Annotated in this window: 20 protein-coding genes and 1 tRNA gene; 10 read left to right on the forward strand and 11 right to left on the reverse strand. The window is 72.4% G+C overall.

The window, feature by feature from the left end; all coding sequences use genetic code 11:
* Nucleotides 1-304 precede the first annotated feature (304 nt).
* From ACOOHE_RS11875 to ACOOHE_RS11915, 9 genes are all read left to right on the forward strand, one after another.
* Nucleotides 305-1,504 (forward strand): sensor histidine kinase, encoded by a 1,200-nt coding sequence (locus ACOOHE_RS11875; protein ID WP_420454297.1) that lies wholly within the window; start codon nt 305-307, stop codon nt 1,502-1,504.
* Nucleotides 1,501-2,265, forward strand: a complete 765-nt coding sequence (locus tag ACOOHE_RS11880; RefSeq protein ID WP_420454298.1) for a LytR/AlgR family response regulator transcription factor — start codon at nt 1,501-1,503, stop codon at nt 2,263-2,265. Before ACOOHE_RS11875 ends, ACOOHE_RS11880 begins: the two co-directional genes overlap by 4 nt.
* 480 nt (nt 2,266-2,745) lie before the next feature.
* The gene (locus tag ACOOHE_RS11885) at nt 2,746-3,312 is read left to right on the forward strand and encodes a hypothetical protein (RefSeq protein WP_420454299.1); all 567 of its coding nucleotides are present in this window, start codon (nt 2,746-2,748) and stop codon (nt 3,310-3,312) included.
* A gap of 21 nt (nt 3,313-3,333) precedes the next feature.
* Entirely contained in the window at nt 3,334-3,771 is a 438-nt protein-coding gene (locus ACOOHE_RS11890) for a transposase (RefSeq protein WP_420454300.1), read from the forward strand.
* A complete protein-coding gene (locus ACOOHE_RS11895) occupies nt 3,768-4,277 on the forward strand; it encodes a hypothetical protein (protein ID WP_420454301.1) in 510 nt (169 codons plus the stop codon). The genes ACOOHE_RS11890 and ACOOHE_RS11895 overlap by 4 nt, the downstream gene beginning before the upstream one ends.
* Before the next feature lie 223 nt (nt 4,278-4,500).
* Nucleotides 4,501-5,097, forward strand: coding sequence for a M23 family metallopeptidase (locus ACOOHE_RS11900; RefSeq protein WP_420454302.1), 597 nt, complete (start codon nt 4,501-4,503; stop codon nt 5,095-5,097).
* Between the two features lie 71 nt (nt 5,098-5,168).
* Nucleotides 5,169-5,591: an ankyrin repeat domain-containing protein gene (locus ACOOHE_RS11905; protein WP_420454303.1), complete on the forward strand. Its 423-nt coding sequence runs from the start codon at nt 5,169-5,171 to the stop codon at nt 5,589-5,591.
* Nucleotides 5,588-6,607 (forward strand): ankyrin repeat domain-containing protein, encoded by a 1,020-nt coding sequence (locus tag ACOOHE_RS11910; RefSeq protein WP_420454304.1) that lies wholly within the window; start codon nt 5,588-5,590, stop codon nt 6,605-6,607. The genes ACOOHE_RS11905 and ACOOHE_RS11910 overlap by 4 nt, the downstream gene beginning before the upstream one ends.
* Entirely contained in the window at nt 6,604-7,158 is a 555-nt protein-coding gene (locus ACOOHE_RS11915; protein WP_420454305.1) for a hypothetical protein, read from the forward strand. Before ACOOHE_RS11910 ends, ACOOHE_RS11915 begins: the two co-directional genes overlap by 4 nt.
* On the opposite strand, the gene ACOOHE_RS11920 is transcribed toward ACOOHE_RS11915, so the two are convergent.
* Nucleotides 7,155-8,351 carry an NAD(P)-dependent oxidoreductase gene (locus ACOOHE_RS11920; protein ID WP_420454306.1) on the reverse strand — a complete coding sequence of 399 codons (1,197 nt, stop codon included), beginning with the start codon at nt 8,349-8,351 and terminating at the stop codon, nt 7,155-7,157. The two genes, ACOOHE_RS11915 and ACOOHE_RS11920, sit on opposite strands and share 4 nt — an antisense overlap.
* Nucleotides 8,352-8,585: 234 nt before the next feature.
* Nucleotides 8,586-9,794: a DUF1015 domain-containing protein gene (locus ACOOHE_RS11925; protein WP_420454307.1), complete on the reverse strand. Its 1,209-nt coding sequence runs from the start codon at nt 9,792-9,794 to the stop codon at nt 8,586-8,588.
* Nucleotides 9,795-9,971: 177 nt separating this feature from the next.
* Here ACOOHE_RS11925 and ACOOHE_RS11930 point away from each other — a divergent pair.
* Nucleotides 9,972-10,046: transfer RNA gene (locus tag ACOOHE_RS11930), tRNA-Met, on the forward strand.
* Here ACOOHE_RS11930 and ACOOHE_RS11935 read toward each other — a convergent pair.
* The 9 genes from ACOOHE_RS11935 to ACOOHE_RS11975 all read right to left on the reverse strand — a co-directional run bounded on the left by ACOOHE_RS11935 (nt 10,041) and on the right by ACOOHE_RS11975 (nt 20,584).
* A complete protein-coding gene (locus tag ACOOHE_RS11935) occupies nt 10,041-10,514 on the reverse strand; it encodes a hypothetical protein (protein WP_420454308.1) in 474 nt (157 codons plus the stop codon). The two genes, ACOOHE_RS11930 and ACOOHE_RS11935, sit on opposite strands and share 6 nt — an antisense overlap.
* Before the next feature lie 628 nt (nt 10,515-11,142).
* On the reverse strand, nt 11,143-12,198 hold the full coding sequence (locus ACOOHE_RS11940; protein ID WP_420454309.1) for a cobalamin-independent methionine synthase II family protein: 1,056 nt from the start codon (nt 12,196-12,198) through the stop codon (nt 11,143-11,145).
* A 173-nt stretch (nt 12,199-12,371) separates the two neighbouring features.
* Complete coding sequence (locus ACOOHE_RS11945) at nt 12,372-13,400, reverse strand: Rieske 2Fe-2S domain-containing protein (RefSeq protein WP_420454310.1); 1,029 nt, start codon at nt 13,398-13,400, stop codon at nt 12,372-12,374.
* Nucleotides 13,401-13,573: 173 nt separating this feature from the next.
* Complete coding sequence (locus tag ACOOHE_RS11950) at nt 13,574-15,052, reverse strand: M28 family metallopeptidase (protein WP_420454311.1); 1,479 nt, start codon at nt 15,050-15,052, stop codon at nt 13,574-13,576.
* Nucleotides 15,053-15,086: 34 nt separating this feature from the next.
* Entirely contained in the window at nt 15,087-15,863 is a 777-nt protein-coding gene (locus tag ACOOHE_RS11955; RefSeq protein ID WP_420454312.1) for a 3-ketoacyl-ACP reductase, read from the reverse strand.
* Between the two features lie 334 nt (nt 15,864-16,197).
* Nucleotides 16,198-17,319, reverse strand: coding sequence for a Gfo/Idh/MocA family protein (locus ACOOHE_RS11960; RefSeq protein WP_420457624.1), 1,122 nt, complete (start codon nt 17,317-17,319; stop codon nt 16,198-16,200).
* Nucleotides 17,320-17,416: 97 nt separating this feature from the next.
* Nucleotides 17,417-18,250, reverse strand: a complete 834-nt coding sequence (locus tag ACOOHE_RS11965) for a sugar phosphate isomerase/epimerase family protein (RefSeq protein ID WP_420454313.1) — start codon at nt 18,248-18,250, stop codon at nt 17,417-17,419.
* 84 nt (nt 18,251-18,334) lie between these two features.
* The gene (locus ACOOHE_RS11970) at nt 18,335-19,699 is read right to left on the reverse strand and encodes a glycosyl hydrolase (RefSeq protein ID WP_420454314.1); all 1,365 of its coding nucleotides are present in this window, start codon (nt 19,697-19,699) and stop codon (nt 18,335-18,337) included.
* Nucleotides 19,700-19,789: 90 nt separating this feature from the next.
* Nucleotides 19,790-20,584: a phytanoyl-CoA dioxygenase family protein gene (locus ACOOHE_RS11975; protein ID WP_420454315.1), complete on the reverse strand. Its 795-nt coding sequence runs from the start codon at nt 20,582-20,584 to the stop codon at nt 19,790-19,792.
* Nucleotides 20,585-20,595: the final 11 nt, after the last annotated feature.

Below are 20,595 nucleotides of genomic sequence, written 5' to 3' on the forward strand. Positions count from 1 at the left end.
GGCGCCCGTGCATCAGCGCCCGTGCATCATAGGCCGAGCGGGCGGAGAACGTCCCGCGCCGCCGTCGGCGAGACGACCCAGAACCGGAATTGGGACGTCGCCGCTCTGGGCCGGACGGCCGCCACGCTGCGGCTACGCCGCCGGCCGGAGGGCGGGTCGCGCCGCGTCAGCACGCAACCGCTCGCAGGTTATGGCGGCCAGCCCGATCCCGCTTCGTCGCGTCGAGGCGCCGGCTCGTCGGGCGTCGCGGCCGGTTCGGCGTAGCAGGGGCCGCTCGCCGCGCGCACGCGCGTAGTCTGTGCCGATGGTTCCTCTCGGTCCCGGCACGATTCCACCGCACACGCTCGACAGCCGATCTCGGCGACGCTGGGTCCGCTACGGCCTGCTCGCCGGCGTCGTCACCCTGGTGTGGATGATCCCGGCCGTCGTGTGCGTGCTCCAGGTCTACTCCCTCCGCTTTTTCGAGGGCGGCCCCGCGTTCTCGTGGGCGGGCATCTGGTGGTACGTCGTGCCGCCCTGGCTGGTGCGCGTGCCTGTGACGCTGCTGGTCCTCTGGCTGGCCCACCGCGTCCGGCTGGACGGGCCGCCTCGGGGCCGGAGCCTGCTCGTCCACCTCGCGGCCTGCGTCGCGCTCTCGCTGGCGAGCCTCGGGTTCTTCGCCTTCTGGACCGGCATCACCGCGCCCTTCGACGTCTCCGGGGTGACGTGGACCGCGCAGATCCTCGACCTTATCGCGGGGGCGTGGCTCCACTTCGCCGTGCTGGCCTACTGGGGCACCGTCGGCGCGTACTACGCCTACGACTACTCCCGGAAGCTCCGCGACCGCGCCCTGAGGGCGAGCCGGCTGGAGGCGCAGCTCTCGGAGGCGCAGCTCCACGCGCTCCAGATGCAGCTCCACCCGCACTTCCTGTTCAACACGCTCAACGCCATCTCGACGCTCGTGCTGAAGCGGGAGACCGCCCAGGCCGGGCGGATGATCAACCGGCTGGCCGACTTCCTGCGGATGACGCTGGAGCAGCGCGGCGAGCAGGAGGTGCCGCTCGGCGAGGAGCTCGCGTTCACCGAGCAGTACCTCGCCATCGAGCAGTGCCGCCTGCAGGAGCGGCTGAGCGTGCGCGTCGAGGTCGATCCCGCCGCACGGCTGGCGCTCGTGCCGAGCCTGCTGCTCCAGCCGCTCGTCGAGAACGCCGTCCGGCACGGGATCGCGCCGCACGAGGGGGCGGGCCGCCTGGTGCTCGCGGCTCACCGGCGCGGCGACCGGCTCTGCGTGCGCGTGGAGGACGACGGCCCCGGCCTGCCCTCGGACCGTGAGCCGGGCGGGGGCATCGGCCTCGCCAACACGCAGGCGCGGCTGGAGCAGCGCTACGGCGCTGCGCACCGCTTCGCGCTCGACGGCTCGCCGCTCGGCGGCCTCCGCGTCACCGTCGAGCTCCCCTACCGCACCCGCCCGATCAGCGGCGACGGCAGCCTCCACCCGGCGCCGGGCGCCGCCTCTGTCCCATGATCGAGGCCCTCATCGTCGACGACGAGCCTCTGGCGCGCGAGGGGCTCCGCCTCCGCCTCGCCGACGTGCCGGACGTCGAGGTCGTCGGCACGTGCGCGAGCGGGCGCGAGGCCGTCGTCGCCATCGGCGAGCACGCCCCGGACCTCGTCTTCCTCGACGTCCAGATGCCCGGCCTCGACGGGTTCGACGTGCTGGCGGAGCTGGCGCCCGAGCAGGTGCCCTACGTCGTCTTCGTGACGGCCTACGACGTCCACGCCCTCCGGGCCTTCGAGTGCCACGCGCTCGACTACCTCCTCAAGCCCGTCGACCCCGACCGGCTCGACGTGGCGCTCGACCGAGCGCGCGACCAGATCCAGCAGCGGACCTTGGGCCACCTCGACGACCGGCTGCGCGTGGCCCTGGCGGCCCTGAAACAGCTCGGCCCGGCTCCCGGTGAGCGCTTCGCCGTCAAGTCCCGCGGCGGCATCGTGCTGGTGCCGATCGAGGACGTGGACTGGATCGAGGCGTCGGGAGACTACGTGACGCTCCACGCTGGGGAGCGGGCGCACCTGCTCCGCGGCACGATGGCGCAGATGGAGCGGCGTCTGGGCCCGACGTTCGTCCGCGTCCACCGCTCGGCGATGGTCCGCGTCGACCGCGTGCGCGAGCTCCGCACGCTCGACCACGGCGAGTACGAGGTCCACCTGACGAGCGGCGCGCGCCTCAAGCTCAGCCGCAGCTACCGCCGGGACGTGCAAGACGCTCTCGGGGCGACGCTCTGACGTCCGTCACGGGAGTCGGATCGAGAGCGATTGATGCCAGATCGCTGAGCTCTTCCGACACGCTCTGCGTCTGGCAACGTGCCGTCCTACGCCGTCCCCTCTCCCGACGGGAGAGGGAGATGCGCGCGAATCCGCGCGCAGTCGGGCGACCGGCCAACGTGGGGTGACGCACACGTCCAGAGAGCGGGTACAAGGACCCCTGGGGAGGCCTGCGAAACGTCCGGCGAGCGCAGGGCTGTCGTCCCGAACGAGGAAGAGGACGCGGCGCGGCGCGGGGGAATCCCGCACCGTCCTGCGACTCGCGTGACGGACCTGGGCGGCGGCGCTCCGGTTCACCAGCCCAGCGAGCCGCTTTGCCGCAGCGACGGGCCGGACAGTCGAAAGGCCCTTTCCGTGTGTGGCCCTTGGGTCTAGGCTCGTACGCATCACGACCGAGCCGACTGGCGTCGGTGCGGTGCCCCCCTTCTGCCCCCAAGACCCATGACCCCTCGACTCAGCGTGCTCCTCCTCGTGGGTGGCACCCTCGTCTTTTCCCTGGCCGCCTGCGATGCCACGGCTCCGGCAGACGGGTCCACCTCGGGCCTGGCGGTGGCCCAGGACGCCTCGGCCAACGCGGGAGGCTCCGAGCGCCACAAGGCGGTCGGCAGCGGCTACGCCGACTTCGTCTTGGACGGCGGAGCGGAGGGGGAGAACCGCTACTGGACGAGCGCCCACCGCGACCCCAACGGCCGACTCCGGGGCACGTGGCGCGCCGACGTCTACATCGACTTTGGGAGCTTCGTTTTCGACTTCGAGGCGACCTACACCGTCGACTGCCTGGAGGTGGACCCCGACACCCGGGAGGCGTGGGTTGAGGGCACTGTGTTCCGGGCCAACGACCCGGAGTTTCTCGGCCGGCGCGCCTTCCTCTACCTCAAGGACGGCGGCCCCGGCGGCCAAGACCTCCATGCCCTCACGCCGCTCGACGACCCGGACGTACGGTGCACCGATCGGCCAGCGCCCGACTTCATGGAGGAGGTGGAGCGTGGCAACTACGTCGTTCAGTAGCCGAGGTCGCGTGAGCGTGAGTTGGGAAAAGAGCTCCTCGACCAACTCCTCCAACGCTGCGACGACCCACAGGACCTGCTCGCCCAGGGCGGATTCCTCCGCCAGCTCACCGGGTGCCTCGTCGAGCGCGCCCTGGAGGGCGAGATGACCGACCACCTCGGCTACGAGAAACACGGCGGCGGCAAGGGCTCCGGCAACTCCCGCAACGGCCACTTCGAGCCCGCCATCGTCACCGACGTCTCGCCCACGCCCATCTCGGACGTCACCGCCTCGGTCCTCGACGAGGTCACGGCGTGGCAGAACCGACCGCTCGACCGGCTCTACCTCATCTTCTACCTCGACGCCTTGTTCGTCAGGGCCCGGCACGAGGGCGGTCGCGGAGGGGATCCACGGACGAGCCGGCCTGATCGACACATGGGCCGGCTCGGCCTCCGCCCGCCCCCACGACCAGACCGATGACCTCCAAGCTCTGCACCTCCCTGCTCGTGCTCGGCACGCTCGCCATGATGGCCTGCGACACCACCGCCCCGCTCGTCGACGCGCACAGCGTGATCGGGAGCGGCTACGCCGACTTCGACGACGACGGCCAGGGCGGCGCGGGCGACAACCTCTACTTCGTCGACGCCACGGTCGACTCCGACGGCCAGACCGCGGGGACGTGGCGCGCGGACGTCTTCATCGACTACGGGGGCGGGACCGTCTTCGACTTCGAGGCGCTCTACTCCGTCGACTGCCTGGAGGTGGACGCCACCACGAAGGAGGCCTGGGTCGAGGGCGTTGTGTTCGAGGCCAACGACCCCGAGTTCCTCGGCCGCCGCGCGTTCCTCTACGTCCGCGACGGCGACCCCGGCGGCGACGACCTCCACGCCATCACGCCGTTCCGCGACGACGCCGTGACCTGCGCCGACCGGCCCGCCCCCGACTTTATGGAGACGGTCGAGAGCGGCGACTACTCCGTCGAGTAGCGCGTCTCGCGCGTCTCGCGCGCCCTGTGCTCCCCGTCCGCTCCCTCGCCGACCCATGCCATGCGCCACACCCCCTCCCTCCTCGCCCTGCTGCGCACGACCGGGCCCGCGATGACGCCGAGGCGTCCGCCCGCGACGACGGATTGGGCGTGTCACTTCCCGTCCTGAGACGCCTCGGCCGCGAAACGAGCGGACGTTGGGGGACCCGCCCGATCCCCCGTCCATGCGCGCCCTCTGCCTCCTCGTCCTCCTGGCGACCGCCCCGTCGTGCGACGGCGACCCGTCCGGCACGTCGGACGCCGCCGGGTGCGATGGGCAGGTCTACGCCCCCCCGCAGAGCTCGGCCTACGTGCTGCCGTACCCCGTCGGCACGTCGTACCGGATGAACCTCGGCAACTGCTCCTCGTCGTTCCACAGCGCCGACGGGCCGGACCGCTACGCCTACGACTTCGGGATGCCCATCGGGACGCCGATCACGGCCGCGCACGAGGGCACGGTCGTCCACGTCGAGGAGTCCGGCCGGGACGGCGGGTTCCCCAACAACCTCGTCGTGGTCGAGCACGACGACGGCACGTTCGCCCAGTACATGCACCTGACGCGGGGGGGCGCCGACGTCGAGGCGGGCGCCGAGGTCCGCCGGGGCGACGCCATCGGCCGGAGCGGCAACACGGGGCTGGCGGGCACCCCCCACCTCCACTTTGTCGTAACCACGGGGGGCTGGCGGTACCCCTACGCCCCGGTGCCGGTCACCTTCTCGAACGCCAGCCCGCTCGCGACGGTGCTCCGCGAGGGCGAGACGTACCGGGCGGCCCCGTACTGATGCGCGAGCCCCATCCTGCCGGCGGCCGCCGACCCGAGAGGGCCCGTCCCCACCCGCACCTCCGTCGCCCGATGACCCGACCCCTCGCCCTCGCGTGCCTGCTGGCCGCGACCGCCGCGGCCCAGGCGCCGCCGCCCGACTCGCTCGCCGCGCGCTGGGGCCGCGCCGTCGCCGCCGACGACGCGGGCGCCGTCGAGGTCCTGCTCGCCTGGGGCGTCGCTCCGGAGATGCCCGGCGACCCGCCGATCTACCGGGCCGCCCGCCAGGGCCGGACCGCCATCGTCCGCCGCCTCCTCGGCGCCGGCGCCGACCCCGACACGCCCAGCGTCGCGAGGGGCGAGACGACCCCGCTCCACGCGGCCATCTACCAAGCCCACACCGAGACGGCCGCCGTGCTCCTCGACGCCGGGGCCGACCCGCTCCGCTCCGCCGCAGCCGGATCGGGTTCGCCGCCTTCGACTGGGCCCTCGAGCGCGGCGACGTCGAGGCGATGAGTTGGCTCGTGGGCCACCTCCGCTCCGAGTCCGCCGGAGCGGAGGCCGACTCCTACGCCCTGGTGCTGGCCGTCTTCGCCGACGACGCGGACGCGCTGGCCCGGCGGCTGGCCGCCGGCGCCGACCCCAACGCCTCGAACGCCGTCCGCTACCCGCCGCTGACGCTGGCGGCGCGCCTCGACCGGGCCCACGTCGTCCGCCGGTTGCTCGATGCCGGGGCCGACCCGAACAGCGGGCGCGTCGAGCTCGACGAGGCCTCGCCGCTCCACCAGGCCGCGCGCGGCGGCAGCCTCGGGCCGGCGCGACTGCTCCTCGACGCCGGCGCCGACCCCAACAAACTCAACGCGCGTGGCTTCACGCCGCTCCACCTGGCGGCGCTCTACGACCGGCCGGCGGTCGCGGCGGCCCTGCTGGCGGTGGGCACCGACCCCGCCGTGCGGTCCGTCGACGCGATCCCGGAGATCGGCGAGTACACGGCGTTCGACTTCGCCGTCGAGCGGGGGCGGCCCGTCGTGGCCGACACGCTCCTGGCCTGGGCCGCGCGCCACGCTCCGGACCCGGCGGCCGACCGGCTCGCCCAGGCCGCGCTCCGCGGCCGTCTCGGCGGCCTGGCGCTCGGCGACCCCGACGCGCCCTCGACGCCCGGCGCGACGCCGCTCGCGCTCGCCGCCCGCTTCGGCCACGCCGACGCCGTGGGCCGGTTGCTCGCCGCCGGCGCCGACCCCGACCGCCGCTCGGTCGACCGCTACCACGCGACGCCGCTGATGCAGGCCGTCGCCGGGGGGCACGGGGAGGCCGTCGACCTGCTGCTCGCGGCCGGCGCGGAGGTCGACGCGCGCGACCGCTACGGCCGGACGGCGCTGGCGTGGGCCGCCGCGTCCGGCTCTCGGGCGATGGCCGAGCGGCTGCTCGCCGCCGGGGCCGACCGCGCGGTCCGCGGCCTCGGTCGCCTGACGGCCGCCGACGTGGCCCGGGCGCGGGGCGACACCGGGCTGGCCGCCCTCCTGGACCGATGACGAGCAGAGGTCTCTGCCCCGACGTACCCCACGGGTGGCTGGAGGCGCTCGCCCTCGCCCTGACCCTGGTGGCCTTCGCCGCGTTCGCCGCCTGCGACACGGCCTCGCCCCCGTCCGGGAGCTTCGAGGCGACCGTGAGCGGCAGCGGCGTTCGGTACGCGCTCGACGGGGAGGCCACCTTCGCACGGTCGGCCGGGTGCTCGGCCCTCGTCGTCGCCCTCCGTGACCGCGCCCGGCCCGAGCGCGTGGTGTCGATCACGGTCGAGGTCCCGGCCGAGGGCGCGGCGTCGGTAGGCCCCGGTGTCCGCCTCGGCTATGCGGCCGGCGGACAGGCGGCGCTCGCCGCCAGCGTCGGGGAGGTCCGTTTGGCGCGCGTCGGGCCGGGCCAGGCGACGGGCACCTTCGAGGCCGACCTTGCCCTGGCCTCGGGCGAGCCGACGGCGTTCCGGGTGGAGGGGGCCTTCGACGCCGTCCGAGCCCAGTCCGCCACGCCGTGCGCGTCCGACGCTGCGCACGGCCCGCCCTTCGGAGCTCCCCCGCGCGTGTTCTAGAGCGCGATGACGGTCGCGTTGAGCACGTGGTCGACGGCGCGGATCCGGGCCAGCGTCGCGTCGTCCGGCGTCCCGTCGAAGCGGAGCCGTGCGCAGGCGGCCTCGGCCCCCTCGAACACCAGGTTCTCCATCTCCTGCACGTTCCAGCCGGCCTCGCGGATCTCGCCGAGCACGCCGGCCAGCACGCCGACCCGGTCGAGGTGGCGGACCGTCAGGAGGTGGGTCGCCGGCGTCTGGGCCGCCAGGTTCACGTTGTTCTCGACGCGGCCCGTCTCGGCGTAGGTCAGGATGACGCGGGCCGCCTCCTGCCCGATGGCCTCGGTCGCCTGGTCCGTCGACGCGCCGACGTGGTGGGTGATGTAGGCCGTCTCGGCGAGCGGGTGCGCGAAGTCGCCGGTCTTGGCCTGGGGCTCGCCGGCCGGCACGTCGGTCGCGTAGCGGAGCCGGCCGGCGGCGACGGCCTGGGCCACGGCGTCCTCGTCGACGACCTCGGCGCGCGACGTGTTGACGAGCGTCGCCCCGTCGCGCATCGCGGCCACGAAGTCCGCGTCGACCAGGTGCTCCGTCTCGGGCGTCGACGCGACGTGGACCGTCACGGCGTCGGCTCGGCGCGCGAGGTCGAGCGGCGTCTCGGCATACGCGACGCCGAGGTCGGCGGCGGCCTGGGGCGTGAGCGACCGGCTCCAGGCCACGACGGGCATCCCGAACGCGCGCGCCCGGCCGGCCACCTCGCGCCCGATGGCGCCCAGCCCGAGCACGCCCAGCGTCTGGCCTCGGAGCCCACGCGCCGACGCGAACGCCTTCTTGTCCCACCGCCCCGCCCGCGCCGCGATCACGTTGTCGGGGATCCGCCGGTCGACGGCCAGCAGAAGCCCGAACGCGAGCTCGGCCACGGCCGACGCATTCTTGCCGGGGCAGTTGGCCACGAAGATCCCCCGCTCCGACGCCGCCGCCACGTCGATCGTGTCAACGCCGGCCCCGGCCCGGACGATCAGCTCAAGGCCCCTCGCCGCGTCCAGCATCTCGGCCGTCACCGCGCTCGACCGGACGACCAGGACGGCCGGGTCGTGCTCCACCAGCGCGTCGAGGAGCCCGTCGCCCGAGAGCCCGGGCCGGTCGATCACGGTCAGGCCGGCGTCGACGAGCCGGGCCTGGGCGTCGGCGGAGAACGAGTCGGCGACGAGGACGGTCATGGGGGACGGGTTTAGAGTTGGGAGTTCAGAGAGCGGAGTTCGCGAGGTCAGCTTCCGAGCTACATCCCCCTGGACCCTGAACCCCGAACTCACGCCCACTCTCTCTGTTTTTAGTCGTCCCCGCGCAGGCGGGGGTCCAGGACGGGCGGGCTGGGCGCCCCTCACGCTCTGGACCCCCGCCTGCGCGGGAATGACCCGGGCGAGGGAGTGGGGCCAAACTCAGAGACGTACCCATCACTCCCAGAACGTGTGAACCAGGAGCCCGCTGCGGAGCTTGGGCTCGAACCAAGTCGACTTCGGCGGCATCAGCTCGCCGGCGTCGGAGACGTCGAGGAGCTCGTCGGGCGAGGTCGGGAACATGGAGAAGGCGAGGTCGGCCTCGCCGCTGTCGACCAGCCGCTCGAGCTCCTCGGTGCCCCGGATGCCGCCGACGAAGCCGACGTTCTCGTCCGTCCGCGGGTCGGTGATCCCCAACATGGGCTCCAGGACGAACTCGGCGAGCCGGGCCACGTCGAGCGTGTCGGCGACCCCGTCGCGCTCGGTCTCGGGCAGCACGAGCGAGTGCCACCCGTAGTCCATGCCGAGGTAGAACGCGACGGTCCCGTAGTCCTCGGGGTCGGGGAACAGGGCCTCCTCGATGTCGAACCGGCGCCGGAGCTGGTCGAGGAACTTGCCCTTCCCCACCGGGAGGTCGCGGATGACCCGGTGGTAGGGCAGGATCTCCATGTCGTCGTAGGGGAAGAGCACGGCCAAGAAGTGGCCGGCCTCGTCCACGTCGGGGAGCTCGGCGGCGGCCCGCGCCGCCGCAGCGCTCCGGTGGTGGCCGTCGGCCACGTAGAGCACGTCGACGTCGGCGAACGCTTGGACGACGGGCGCCGTCTCGTCGAGGGCCCAGACGGTGTGCTCGACGTAGTCCTTGGCGCGGAAGTCGTAGAGCGGCTCGCGCTCCATGGCCTGGACGACGGCCGCGTCGATGGCGTCGTCGCCGCGGTAGGTGAGCATGACGGGCTCGGCGTGGGCCCGCTGCTCCAGGACGTGGCGCGTCCGGTCGTCCTCCTTGTCGGGCCGCGTGTTCTCGTGCTTCAAGATGACGTCGGCGTCGTACTCGGCGACCGAGACCAGCCCGACGATGCCGGTCTGGGCCCGGCCGTTCATCACCAACCGATAGACGTAGAGCCGGGCGTCGTCGTCGCGGACGAAGGCGTCGGAGCCCGCCAGCTCGCGCAGGGCCTGGGCGCCGCGGGCGTAGACCTCGTCGGCGTGCTCGTCGGTCCCCGCGGGGAGGTCGATCTCGGGGCGGACGACGTGGAGGAACGAGTGCTCGTTGCCGGCGGCCAGCTCGCGGGCCTCCTCGACCGAAACGACGTCGTAGGGGACGGAGGCGACGTGCTCGGCGAGTTCGGGCGCGGGTCGGAGCGCCCGGAACGGACGGACAGAGGCCATGAAGCGAGGCGTGGGGCTGCGGAGGTCTTGCGAAGATAGACGAACGGGGGCCGAAGAGGAGCCGTACGGGGCCCGAATCGCCGGCCGTTGTACCCGACGGCCCAGCCGGAGTTCACCGCGGCTCCATCGCTCCGGCTTGCGGCCGCCCGGGCGCCGCCGTACCATGGGAGTCCACACCGCGGGGTGGAGAAGTGGTATCTCGTCGGGCTCATAACCCGAAGATCGGGGGTTCGAATCCCCCCCCCGCTACCAAGACGCCGGCTCACTCGTTGAGCCGGCGTCCTTCGTTTTTGGGGCCTCCGAGCCGAGAAGCCCCCCGTCGCCGAGGGTTCGAACGGACCCGCCCTCAAAGGTCAGTTTCCCGGGCGCAATCGAACCCACGAGGTCGTGGAGCGCCTGGGCGTCGTGCTCAGCCTCCGCGTTGGCCCAGACTCTTGGGAGGGCCTCTGCGAGGTCGCAGGCGGCGGTTACGTCGTCGAGAGCGACCGGGAGGGCACCAGCCTCGCCGACCGTGAGCGTTTCGAACAGGCGTGCCGCTCGCTCCCTCTCCCCGACGAGCTTGGCCTTGAGCCGCCGGTACGAGTCGTCCTCGATCTGGCCGTCGAGGAACATCTCGTCGGCCCGGAGGAGCCGGGCCTCGACGCGGTCCCGCTCGACCTTGGCCTCGTCGGCGGCCCGGCGGCGCTCGGCGATCTCGCCGGCCGCGAGGTCGGCCGCCACGGCCCTGTAGAGCTCGGCCGACCCGGCCGGGAGCCGGAGGGCCCGAAGGAACTCGGGCATGGCCCCGTGGACATTCTCGGCCCTCGTCCGGAAGGCCCCGCACTTGTGGCAGTCGTAGTACGCGTAGCGGGTCCCCCGCCGGCCCCGGCTCAGGCTGGCCGTGACGACGGTCGGCCCGGACGGGCCCGAGCACTCCGGGCAGGCCAGGTGGCCCCGGAGCGGGAACTCGGGCCGGACGCCGCCGCGCGTGCCCTGGCGCTTCGGTCGGTCGGACCGGGGCGAGAGCCGGTCCTGGACCCGCTCGAGCTCGTCGGATTCGAGCTCGTGCTCGCGCAGGCGCGCGGATCGCGAGCGAGGTGACGACGCTGGGTGACGCAACGTTGCCCTGTTGAGAAGCTCACGTGGTTTGGCTGCCTCCGCCTCGGTGGGGTCGCCGAGGCGGCCATCCCCGGGATTCGGTAGAGCGCGCTAACGACTCACCGCCGAGGTTCTCAACAGAGCAACGCAGCGTGACCCGCGTCCAGGCTCGCCCGGCACTCCGTCCGGGGCAGACTGTTGTCTGCCAAGCGCCGTCGCCCGCCTGCCCGGCGATGACCGCCCGCGCTCTCACTCTCGTCCGACAGCGGCGTCACGGCCGCCCGAGGAACCGGTCGCGCCCCGCCGTCAGGGCCTCGATCTTGCGGTCGGCGACGGACCGCTTGAGCATCCAGAACCCGCAGTCGGGGTGGACCCACCGGACGCGCCCGTCGCCGACGGCGCCGACGGCCCGCTCAATCCGCCCCGCGATCTCGTCTGCCGACTCGACGTGGTTGACCTTGATGTCCACCACGCCAACGCCGAGCGCGATCCGGTCGTCGATGTCCTTGAGGGCCTCGAGGTCGCTCTCGGGCCGGTGCGCCAGCTCGAGGACCAGGTGGTCGCAGCGGAGGCTGTTAAGGAAGTCCGTGAGCGCCTTCCACGAGCCGGCCTGGATCGTCTGCCCGCCGTAGTTGCCGAAGCAGAAGTGGACGGCCGACTCGCCCTCGACGCGGTCCAGGATCCGGTTGATGGCCTCGGCCGCCAACGGCGCGTGCTCGGGGCTGCCGGGGATGTTCGCCTCGTCCACCTGGACGACGGCGCACGGCAGCGTGCCCACCTGCTCCGCCAGCACGTCGGCGATGGCGAGCGTGAGCGCCTCGAAATCGTTGTAGTGGCGGTCCAGGAGCGTCCGCGCCAGCATGTAGGGGCTCGTGAGGGTGAACTTGAACGCCCCGCCGGCGACCGACGCCGACCGCGCGCACGCCTCGTACAGGTCCAGGCTCCCCTCGCCGAGCGCGTCCACGACGACGCCGGCCGGCTTGCGGCGGAACCCCATCTCCTGCTTCTCCCGGAACGCCCGCCCGTCCGAGATGCCGACCTCGGTCGAGATCCCCCCGATGCGGCGGATAAAGTACTCGATCATCCCGTTCGTGTCGGGGTGACTCGGGTCGAACCGGTACAGCTCCCCGTCCGTCGGCAGGTCGATGCCGGCGCGGCGCTGGGTGTCGAACACGACCGTCGTGGCGTCCACGACGGCCTGCTCGCTGGGCAGCGCCGCGAGCCAGTCGATGGGCGAGTACGACCCGACCGTCGTGGTCAGGATCTCGGGCGAGGTCGGGAGCGACTGGTCGGGGAGCGAGCGCGTGTGCTGAGCGGCGAGGGCCATGGGTGAGTGTGGGGGTGTGGGAGGATGGGGGTTTGAGGACGGACCTCGAGGTCGGGGACGTGCGGTTCGTCGTTGAAGAAGCCGGTGTCGGGCGCGACCTCGAGGTCGGGAAGAAGTGCAGCGTCGGGAATGGCTCGGGCGACATCGAGGGCGGGCCTCGACCTCGAGGTCGGTCAGGCGGCGGCATCGAGGTGGTCCTGCAAGAACCCGCGGAACGACTTCTGAAACGTGTTGGCGAGCGTGTCGCCGGGCGAGACCAGGACGCCCCACCCGCCGCGGCCCGGGATGATCGGGACCTCGCGGGGGCGCTGGCGCTCGCACATGAAGCGGTCCTCCTCGAGGACGGCGGTCGAGAACGCGACCTGATCTTCGAGCGCCGGCCCGTCGAAGTCGGCCGGCTGGGCGAGGAGCCAGAAGACCGTGCACGAGTCGTTCGTGTTGGGGCTCGGGACGTGGACCAGCATCCGTTGGTCACCGTCCTCGAAGGTCTGGCGGATGGTCGTGACGTTGGGGAGGTAGCACCGCTGGTGGCGCTGGTGCGCGCTCTGGAGCTTGGTCGGCGTCGTCCCCGGCGCCTTGACCGACGGGAACGGCGCCCGCATCTCGAAGCCGTCCTCGAGGCGGTCGATCTCCATCGGCGGCAGCACGACGTCGGCGGCGGCCCCGAGCGTGGTCCCGTGGGCGAACGCGAAGTGCGTCATGTCGAGGTAGTTCTCGATCTCGCGGCGGAACCCGCACGCGAACGCCATCGGCTCGGCTTCGAGGACGCGCCACCCGCCGGCCCCCTCGAACTCGGGGACGTCGGGGATCGGGGCCGCCTCCTCAGGGTCGAGCCGGACCCACACCATCCCGTAGCGCTCCTGGACGGCGAACGTCTCCAGGGTGGCCTTGTCGAGCAGCCGCTGGGGCGGCTCCGCCAGCGACGGCACTCCGACGCACGCGCCGTCGGCGGCCCACTGCCAGCCGTGGTACGAGCACGTGAGCCGGCCCGACGCGACGTGCCCGCAGCTCAGCGCCATCCCCTTATGGGGGCACGCGTCGCGCGTGGCGAGCAAGGTCCCGTCCTCGAAGCGGGCCACGGCAAGCGCCTCATCGAGTAGCGTGTACCCGACGACCCCGCCGGCCTCGAGGTCGCGGGAGAGGGCCACCGGCTGCCACGTTTTTCGGAGCACCCGGAAGGGCGTGTCTTCTGTGATGTCCATGGGTAGATCAGGCGGCTGGGGTCAACTCGTGCGCGTCGGCGCGCTCGACCCGGCTGCCGTCGGAGACGGAGGGGGTCCCAAGGCGCGGCGGCTACGGACGCGGTGCCCGCCGGGCTCGTACTGCGCGACCTGGGCACCGGTAGGAGTCATGGCGGTCGTGTTAGAGGCGTCGATCACGGCCCCGGTCCGTCGCCGACGGACTCCACGGGGGGCGAGAGCGGCCACCAGCCCATCTCACGAAGGGCCGGCTCCGCGCCGGCCTCGGAGAGCAGGTGCTCCGCTTCGAGAGCGGTAAGCCGGCGCAGCCCCGGCACGTCGCCCGAGGCCAGGTCGCGGACCAGGAGCGCGACGATGGCGGAGGCCCGCGCCAGGTGGTAGCGGCCCACCTTGTCCACGGTGTCGCCGAAGTCGTGGTAGAACGACACGGCGTCGGGGTCGATGGGGGCGTGGAAGGTGACGCTGGGCACGCCGCGCGCCACGAACGGGTGGTGGTCGGACCCGAGCCACGTCCGGTTCGCCACGGGCCGCCCAAGACTCCACGCGCCCAGGGACTGGCTCGCCTCCTCCAGCACGGGCACGAGCGCGTCGAAGCCCATCGCGTTGAGGCCCTGCGGCTCGCCCACCATGTCCAGGTTGACCATCAGCCGGAGGTCGCTGTCGGTCCCCGGCGCCGCGTGGCGCTCGGCGTAGGCCCGCGACCCCCACAGCCCCAGCTCCTCGGCGTCGAACCACACCAGCTCCACCGTGTGCGGCAGCGCGCCGACGTGGCGCACCAGCAGCCGCGCCGTCTCCAGCAGTTGAACGACGCCCAGGCCGTTGTCGAGCGCGCCCTGGCCCAGGTCCCACGAGTCGAAGTGAGCCCCGACAACCACGCGCTGCCTCTGGCCCTCGGGGCGCGTGCCGGGGAGGGTCGCGACGAGGTTCTCGCCGGTCATGGGCTCGGGCGCCGACGTGGTGGAGACGCGCACGCGTACGACCTCGCCGCCCTCGACCAGCCGGCGGAGCCACTCACCTTCTTCGTGCGTGACCGCGAACAGCGGGACGGGTGCGACGCCGCCCTCGAACCGGGCCGTGCGGGCGAGCAGCCGGCCCCCGTCCACGCGGTTGGTCGCCAGAAAGCCGCGGACCCCGTGGCGCTCCACGAGCGAGTCCTGGTCCCGGCTGCCCAGGCGCGCGCCGGCCGGCAGCAGCAGCACACGCCCCTCGTAGTCGGCGTGCGCGGCGGCCTCCGCTTGGCCGGGCCGGTAGAGGGCGAGCTCGGCCTCGAGGGGTCCGGTCGGCGCGCTGTAGCCCAGCGCCTCGGCGCGGAGGACGCGCGAGAACGGGGCGACGACCTCGACGCGGTCCGCCCCCCGGCGCCAGCCTTGGTAGGCGAACCGCTCGCGGCGCGGCGCGAGGCCCATCGCCCGGAGCTCGCGCTCCAGCCAGCCCATCGCTGCCGCGTGTCCCGGCGTCCCCGCCATGCGCGGCCCGAAGCGGTCCGAGATCTCGACCAACGACCGGTAGGCCCCCTCCGTCCTCAGCGCGTCCCCGACGATGGCGTCGCTCGCCGCGTCGGCGTGGCCGGGAGGCCCGACCGGCAGGTAGGGCTGCTGCGCGCGCGCCGAGAGGGCCGCGACGCAGAGGGCGGTGCCGAGCAGGAGGCGTCGCATGGCGCGGGAGTCTGGTGGGACGCGGTACGGAGGGCTAGAGGCGGGCGAGGGTCAAACCGCCGTCCACCATCACCACCTGCCCCGTCGAGTACGGCAGGTCGCCGCGGGCCAGCATCGCGACCGCCTTGCCCACGTCTTCGGGCTCGCCCCAGCGCGACTGGACCAACAGCCCGTCCTCGATGAGCCGGTCGTACTTGTCGGTCACGCCCGACGTCATGTCGCTCCGGGTGACCCCCGGCCGGACCTCGTAGACCGGGATCCCGACCTCCCCCAGCCGCGCCGCCCACAGCTGCGTCGCCATCCCCATGCCGGCCTTCGAGAGGCAGTACTCGCCCCGGTTCGTGGACGCGACCGTCGCCGAGATCGACCCGACGTTGACGACGGCCTGGGACCGGTCCGGCGCGTCTTGCCGCTGCTCGATCATCCAGCGCGCCACGGCCTGCGTCAGGAAGTACGGTCCCTTGAGGTTGATCCCCATGACCCAGTCGTAGCTCTCCTCAGTCGCGTCCAGAATGTCGTTCCGCTCGCGAGGCCCCACCCCGGCGTTGTTGACCAGCACGTCGAGCCGCCCGAACCGCCGGCGGACGGCCTCGAGGACGGCCGCGCGGTCGGCCGCGTCGGCGACGTCGGCGGAGACGTAGAGGACCTCGACCTCGAGGGCGCGCAGGGCCTCGAGGGCGTCCTGGACTCGGCTCTCGTCGCGCCGGCCGCACAGCGCCAGGGACACGCCCTCGAGGGCGAGCGCCCGCGAGATGCCGTAGCCGATGCCGCTGGCCCCGCCGGTGACGAGGGCGACTCTGGAGGAGGTCATAGGAGAGTGTGGGTGCGAGGGGCTATCGAAGAGTGGGGTTCTGCCCTCGAGGGGGCTTCCACAAAGTGGCTCGGGGTCGGGCGTCCTCGAGAACGGATTTGGAGGACACCACTCGTCTCAGAGTACCGGCTTCCAGGTGGTGCCCAACTCGAGCGCCGGCCCCCCTCACCCTGTCCCTCTCCCACGGGGAGAGGGGACATCGTCAGGGACGTCGAGGTGGAGCGGACAGCGGCGCGAGAGCTCATTGTTCAGGTATGAGAATGGAGGGTCGGGATGAGCCTGCGGCGCGGGGATGGCCACTCCCACGCCCCCACACACCCCAACCCACACACTCTTACGTCAGGGCCGGGACGTCCACCCAGCAGCGGGTCTTCCACGACTCGAGGCCGAGCTCGGCGAGCTGCACGCCCTTGGCGCCCTCGAGGAGGCCGAAGCGGTACGGCTCGTCCGTGACCACGTGGCGCAGGAACATCTCCCACTGCGTCTTGAACGCGTTGTCGTAGGGGCGCTGCTCGGGGACCTTGAGCCAGCCGGCGTAGAAGTCGATGGGCTGCGGGACGTCCGGGTTCCAGACCGGCTTCGGCGTGTTGCCGTAGCTCTGCGTCCAGCACTCGCGGAGCCCCGCGATCGCCGAGCCCTTGGTGCCGTCCACCTGGATCGTCAGCAGGTCGTCGCGGCGGACGCGCGTGGTCCACGACGAGTTAAAGTGGGCCACGATGCCGCCCTCGAGCTCGAACGTCGCGTAGGCGCTGTCGTCGGCCGTCACGTCGTAGGGCTCCCCGTTCTCGTCCCAGCGCGTGGGGACGTGCGTCGCCCCGAGGCACGTCAGCGACTCGACCGGCGCGAACACGTTGTCGAGGACGTAGCGCCAGTGGCACAGCATGTCCAGGATGATCCCGCCGCCGTCCTGCTCGCGGTAGTTCCACGACGGCCGCTGCGCCGGCACCACGTCGCCCTCGAACACCCAGTACCCGAACTCGCCCCGGACGGACAGGACGTCGCCGAAGAACCCGGTGTCGCGGAGGGCCTGGAGCTTGAGCAGGCCCGGCAGCCACAGCTTGTCCTGGACCACCCCGTGCTTGACGCCGGCGGCCTCGGCCAGGCGGTACAGCTCGAGGGCGTCCTCGGTCGTGAGGGCCGTCGGCTTCTCGCAGTAGACGTGCTTGCCGAGCGCGATGGCCCGCTTCACGGCCTCGACGCGCCGGTCCGTCGTCTGCGCGTCGAAGTAGACCACGTTGTCGTCGTCCTCGAGGGCGGCCTCGACGTCCGTCGTCCAGCGCTCGACGCCAGCGCGCTCGGCGAGCGCCGCGAGCTTGACGGCGTTGCGCCCGACGAGCGTGGGGACGGGCAGGATGACCTCGGTCGGGCTCAGCTTGACGCCGCCCTGGTCGATGATCGCCTTGACGGAGCGGAGCAGGTGCTGGTTGGTCCCCATCCGCCCCGTCACGCCGTTCATGACGATGCCGACGCGGTGGACGGTGGCCTCGCCGCTCGAGGAATCGGTACGGGTCTGGGTGTCGGTCTGGGTCATGGTGGTGCGTGTGCGCACGGAGTTAGGAGTGGGCGAGGTAGGCGCCCGTGATCTGCTCCAGGAAGGCGTGCTGGTCCTGGCCCCAGTAGTGCTCGGAAAAGATCTCGACCTCGACGTAGCCGTCGAACCCGGCGTCCTCGACCCAGCCCCGGATCTGGCGGAGCGGGATGCACCCCTCCCCCATCAGGCCGCGGTCGAGCAGCATGTGCTCGGTGGGCGATTTCCAGTCGCAGACGTGGAACGCGAACAGGTGGCCGTTCTCCCCGCACCGCGCGATCTCGCGCTCGAGGGCGGGGTCCCACCACAGGTGGTACACGTCCACGACGACGCCCAGGAACGGCGAGTCGAAGGCCTCGGCGACGTCGTTGGCGTGGGACAGCGTGTTGATCGACGACCGGCTGTCCGCGTACATCGGGTGCAGGGGCTCGACGCCGAGCCGGACCCCGGCGGCCTCGGCGTGGGGGAGCACGGCCTCGAGGCCGTCCCGGACCTGCGCGCACGAGACCTCCAAGCCCTGCTCCGGGGTCGCCCCGCTGACCAGCACCACGAGGGGCGCGCCCAGCTCGGCGGCCTCGTCCACGACCCGCTTGTTCTCGTCGATCGCCTTTTGCCGCCCCGCCGCGTCGGTCGCCGCGAAGAAGCCCCCGCGCACGAGCGACACGACCTCGAGGCCCTCGGCCCGGGCTCGCTGCCCGACCTGGGCCGGCGTGTGCCCGTCGAAGCACTCGCGCCACACCGTGATCCCGCCCATGCCAGCCGCGGCGTAGTTCGCGACGGCGTCCTCGATCCCCCACGGCCGCGTCGTGACGGTGTGGACGCAGAGCCGGGCGAGGTCGCTGAAGGGGGTCGCGCTCATGGAGGGGGGCACACGCTGGCGGGTCTGCGGCGGAGGGGGCTGAGGAAAGACTAGACCAGGAGAACGTGCGCGGATGCCGCCGGCCTAAAAGAAGGTGTAGTCGTTTCCTTCGGCGAGACGCTGCACGTAGAGTGCGGCCTCTCGGGCGTGGTAGTCGCCCCACATCGTCGCCTCACCGCACGCGACTTTTTGCCCGTCGGGGACGTGGTCCCAGCGGTTCGGCCAGTGGTAGACCGAGTGCAAGACGAGCCCCTGGTGGTCGGGGTCCGTGCTCAGGTACGGCTCGCCGAGGAGGGTGTCCATCACCCGGAGCCCGGCCTGCGCGTACCGCGACCCATCGTCACCGCGGGCCTCGAGGACGCGACCGAACCGCAGCAGACCCTGGGCCGCGATGGCCGCCGCCGAGCTGTCCACCGGCTCCCAGTCGTTGAACGGGTCGGCCGGACGGTCCAGGTAGTCGCCCAGCTCGTGCAGGTTGGGCGCGCCGGTGTCCCAGTAGGGGACGCCGTCGGTGGGGGTGTGCTCGATGTAGAAGTCGCACGCGGCGCGAGCGGTGCGCAGCATCATCGCCTCGATCTCGTCGCGACCGCCGAACGGCTCGAGGTCGTCGTCGGGGAGCGTGGCGAGAAACTCGAGCTCCTCGGGGTAGCCGCAGATCACCCAGGCCAGGCCGCGCGTCCAGGTCGTGAATGGCGAGTAGCCCTGCTGGGTGCTGGGGCACCGGTAGTTGCCGTCGTTGAGGTTGAAGATGCTCTCGTGGACCACGCGCCCTCGAACGTCGTAGCCGTCGCGGCCCTCGCCGTAGTACACGTTGTAGCGGGCCGTCGCGCGGGCGTGGGCCAGCAAGCGGCCCAACAGCGAGTGGTGGACGTCGTTCTCGCCGCCCAACGTGTGGCCCAGGGAGTGCGCCAGGGCCAGCGCCCGCATCGAGCGGATCGTGTCGGAGAACAGCGAGTGCGGCCCGTTGAACGAGTACACGTAGCCCTCGCCGTCGCCCAGGTCCGTCCACCGGCTGGCCTGGACGGCGCCGGACACCTTGAGGGCCATCTCGTAGAAGTGGCGCTGGCCCTCGTCCTCGAGGACGCGGCCCTCGTTCATCAGCCGCCGGAGCGCCCCGTACGTGCTCACGTTGTTGAACCCGTGGTCGTGGACGCCCATGTGCGACACGTGCGGGGCCATCCGCTCGACCGTCCGCCGGCGCCCGAGGTCGAGGAAGGACTCGTCGTCGGTGGCGTCGAACTGGAGGAGCGCCGAGCCGAATTGGAACCCCTGCGTCCACTCCGTCCACCCGCGCGACGTGTAGCGGCCCTCGACGGTAAACACCGGCGCGCCCTGGCTAGGATCGTAGGCGTCCTCGACGGCGCGGATCTTGGAGCCGGACGCGCCCCAGAACCGCTCCAGCTTGGGCGCGAGGTCGGACGGGGTGAGGGAGTGGGCGAGGTCGATCACGTGGGGTCGGGGGGTCGGAAAAATCCAGAGCGGACGCGGAGGGCCGACCTCGAGGTCGAACGCCCCCGCGCTCCTGTCAGGAGGCCGGGGTCAGGCGAGCTCGAGGAACTTGGTGCCCCGAAGCGGCTCGCCCTTGCGGCTCGTGATCGAGTCGCTGAGCGGGCCGTCCATCTTCTCGTCGGCCGCGAAGGTGACGCCGTTGGGGATGTAGATGGTGACGAAGGCGCGGCGGACGTGTTCGGTCGTGTTGGGCCGGGTGTAGTGGAACGTGAGCCCGTGGTGCCACGTGCAGTCGCCGGCCTTGAGCTCGACCGGGACCGGGCTCCACTGGGCGTCCTGCTCCGGCGACACCAAGTCGCGGAGCTCGGGGCCGTCGCCCGCGAACGAGATGGGCGCGAACTCGCCCCACTGGTGCGTGCCCGGGATGAACTGCATGCAGCCCCGGTCGATGGTCACGTCGTCGAGGGCCATCCAGCACGAGAGCATCCCCGGCTCCTTCGACGGCCAGTACGGCTGGTCCTGGTGCCACGGCGACGCCGCGCTCGGCCCCGGCTTCTTGACCAGGGCCTGGTCGTGGAACAGGCGGACCTCGTCGCTCCCCGTCAGCCGCCGGGCCATCTCGGCCAGGCGGGGGCTCGTGGAGTACGCCTTGCACACGTCGTCCGCCTCCCAGAGGTTGACCATCTGGACGATCTTGTCGCCGCCGCCGGCCAGGTCCCGCGCCGACTCCTTTTTCGCCTCCATGCCGACCTCGAGGGCGGCCCGCATCGCCTCGACCTCGTCGGCGTCGAGGACGTTGTCGAACCGCACGTAGCCGTTCTCGCGGAAGAAGGCGACCTTGTCGTCGGAGACGGGGTAGGTCCCGGTAAAGAGTGGGGTGTCCATCGGAGTGGGGG

This window comes from Rubrivirga sp. (assembly GCF_965213695.1).
Lineage (GTDB): Bacteria > Bacteroidota > Rhodothermia > Rhodothermales > Rubricoccaceae > Rubrivirga.

Excerpts from the sequence above, each read along its gene's own strand:
- ACOOHE_RS11875 (WP_420454297.1), top strand. The coding sequence starts at position 305 with ATGGTTCCTCTCGGTCCCGGCACGATTCCACCGCACACGCTCGACAGC.
- ACOOHE_RS11880 (WP_420454298.1), top strand. The coding sequence starts at position 1,501 with ATGATCGAGGCCCTCATCGTCGACGACGAGCCTCTGGCGCGCGAGGGG.
- ACOOHE_RS11885 (WP_420454299.1), top strand. The coding sequence starts at position 2,746 with ATGACCCCTCGACTCAGCGTGCTCCTCCTCGTGGGTGGCACCCTCGTC.
- ACOOHE_RS11895 (WP_420454301.1), top strand. The coding sequence starts at position 3,768 with ATGACCTCCAAGCTCTGCACCTCCCTGCTCGTGCTCGGCACGCTCGCC.
- ACOOHE_RS11900 (WP_420454302.1), top strand. The coding sequence starts at position 4,501 with ATGCGCGCCCTCTGCCTCCTCGTCCTCCTGGCGACCGCCCCGTCGTGC.
- ACOOHE_RS11905 (WP_420454303.1), top strand. The coding sequence starts at position 5,169 with ATGACCCGACCCCTCGCCCTCGCGTGCCTGCTGGCCGCGACCGCCGCG.
- ACOOHE_RS11910 (WP_420454304.1), top strand. The coding sequence starts at position 5,588 with ATGAGTTGGCTCGTGGGCCACCTCCGCTCCGAGTCCGCCGGAGCGGAG.
- ACOOHE_RS11915 (WP_420454305.1), top strand. The coding sequence starts at position 6,604 with ATGACGAGCAGAGGTCTCTGCCCCGACGTACCCCACGGGTGGCTGGAG.
- ACOOHE_RS11920 (WP_420454306.1), bottom strand. The coding sequence starts at position 8,351 with ATGACCGTCCTCGTCGCCGACTCGTTCTCCGCCGACGCCCAGGCCCGG.
- ACOOHE_RS11925 (WP_420454307.1), bottom strand. The coding sequence starts at position 9,794 with ATGGCCTCTGTCCGTCCGTTCCGGGCGCTCCGACCCGCGCCCGAACTC.
- ACOOHE_RS11940 (WP_420454309.1), bottom strand. The coding sequence starts at position 12,198 with ATGGCCCTCGCCGCTCAGCACACGCGCTCGCTCCCCGACCAGTCGCTC.
- ACOOHE_RS11945 (WP_420454310.1), bottom strand. The coding sequence starts at position 13,400 with ATGGACATCACAGAAGACACGCCCTTCCGGGTGCTCCGAAAAACGTGG.
- ACOOHE_RS11950 (WP_420454311.1), bottom strand. The coding sequence starts at position 15,052 with ATGCGACGCCTCCTGCTCGGCACCGCCCTCTGCGTCGCGGCCCTCTCG.
- ACOOHE_RS11955 (WP_420454312.1), bottom strand. The coding sequence starts at position 15,863 with ATGACCTCCTCCAGAGTCGCCCTCGTCACCGGCGGGGCCAGCGGCATC.
- ACOOHE_RS11960 (WP_420457624.1), bottom strand. The coding sequence starts at position 17,319 with ATGAACGGCGTGACGGGGCGGATGGGGACCAACCAGCACCTGCTCCGC.
- ACOOHE_RS11965 (WP_420454313.1), bottom strand. The coding sequence starts at position 18,250 with ATGAGCGCGACCCCCTTCAGCGACCTCGCCCGGCTCTGCGTCCACACC.
- ACOOHE_RS11975 (WP_420454315.1), bottom strand. The coding sequence starts at position 20,584 with ATGGACACCCCACTCTTTACCGGGACCTACCCCGTCTCCGACGACAAG.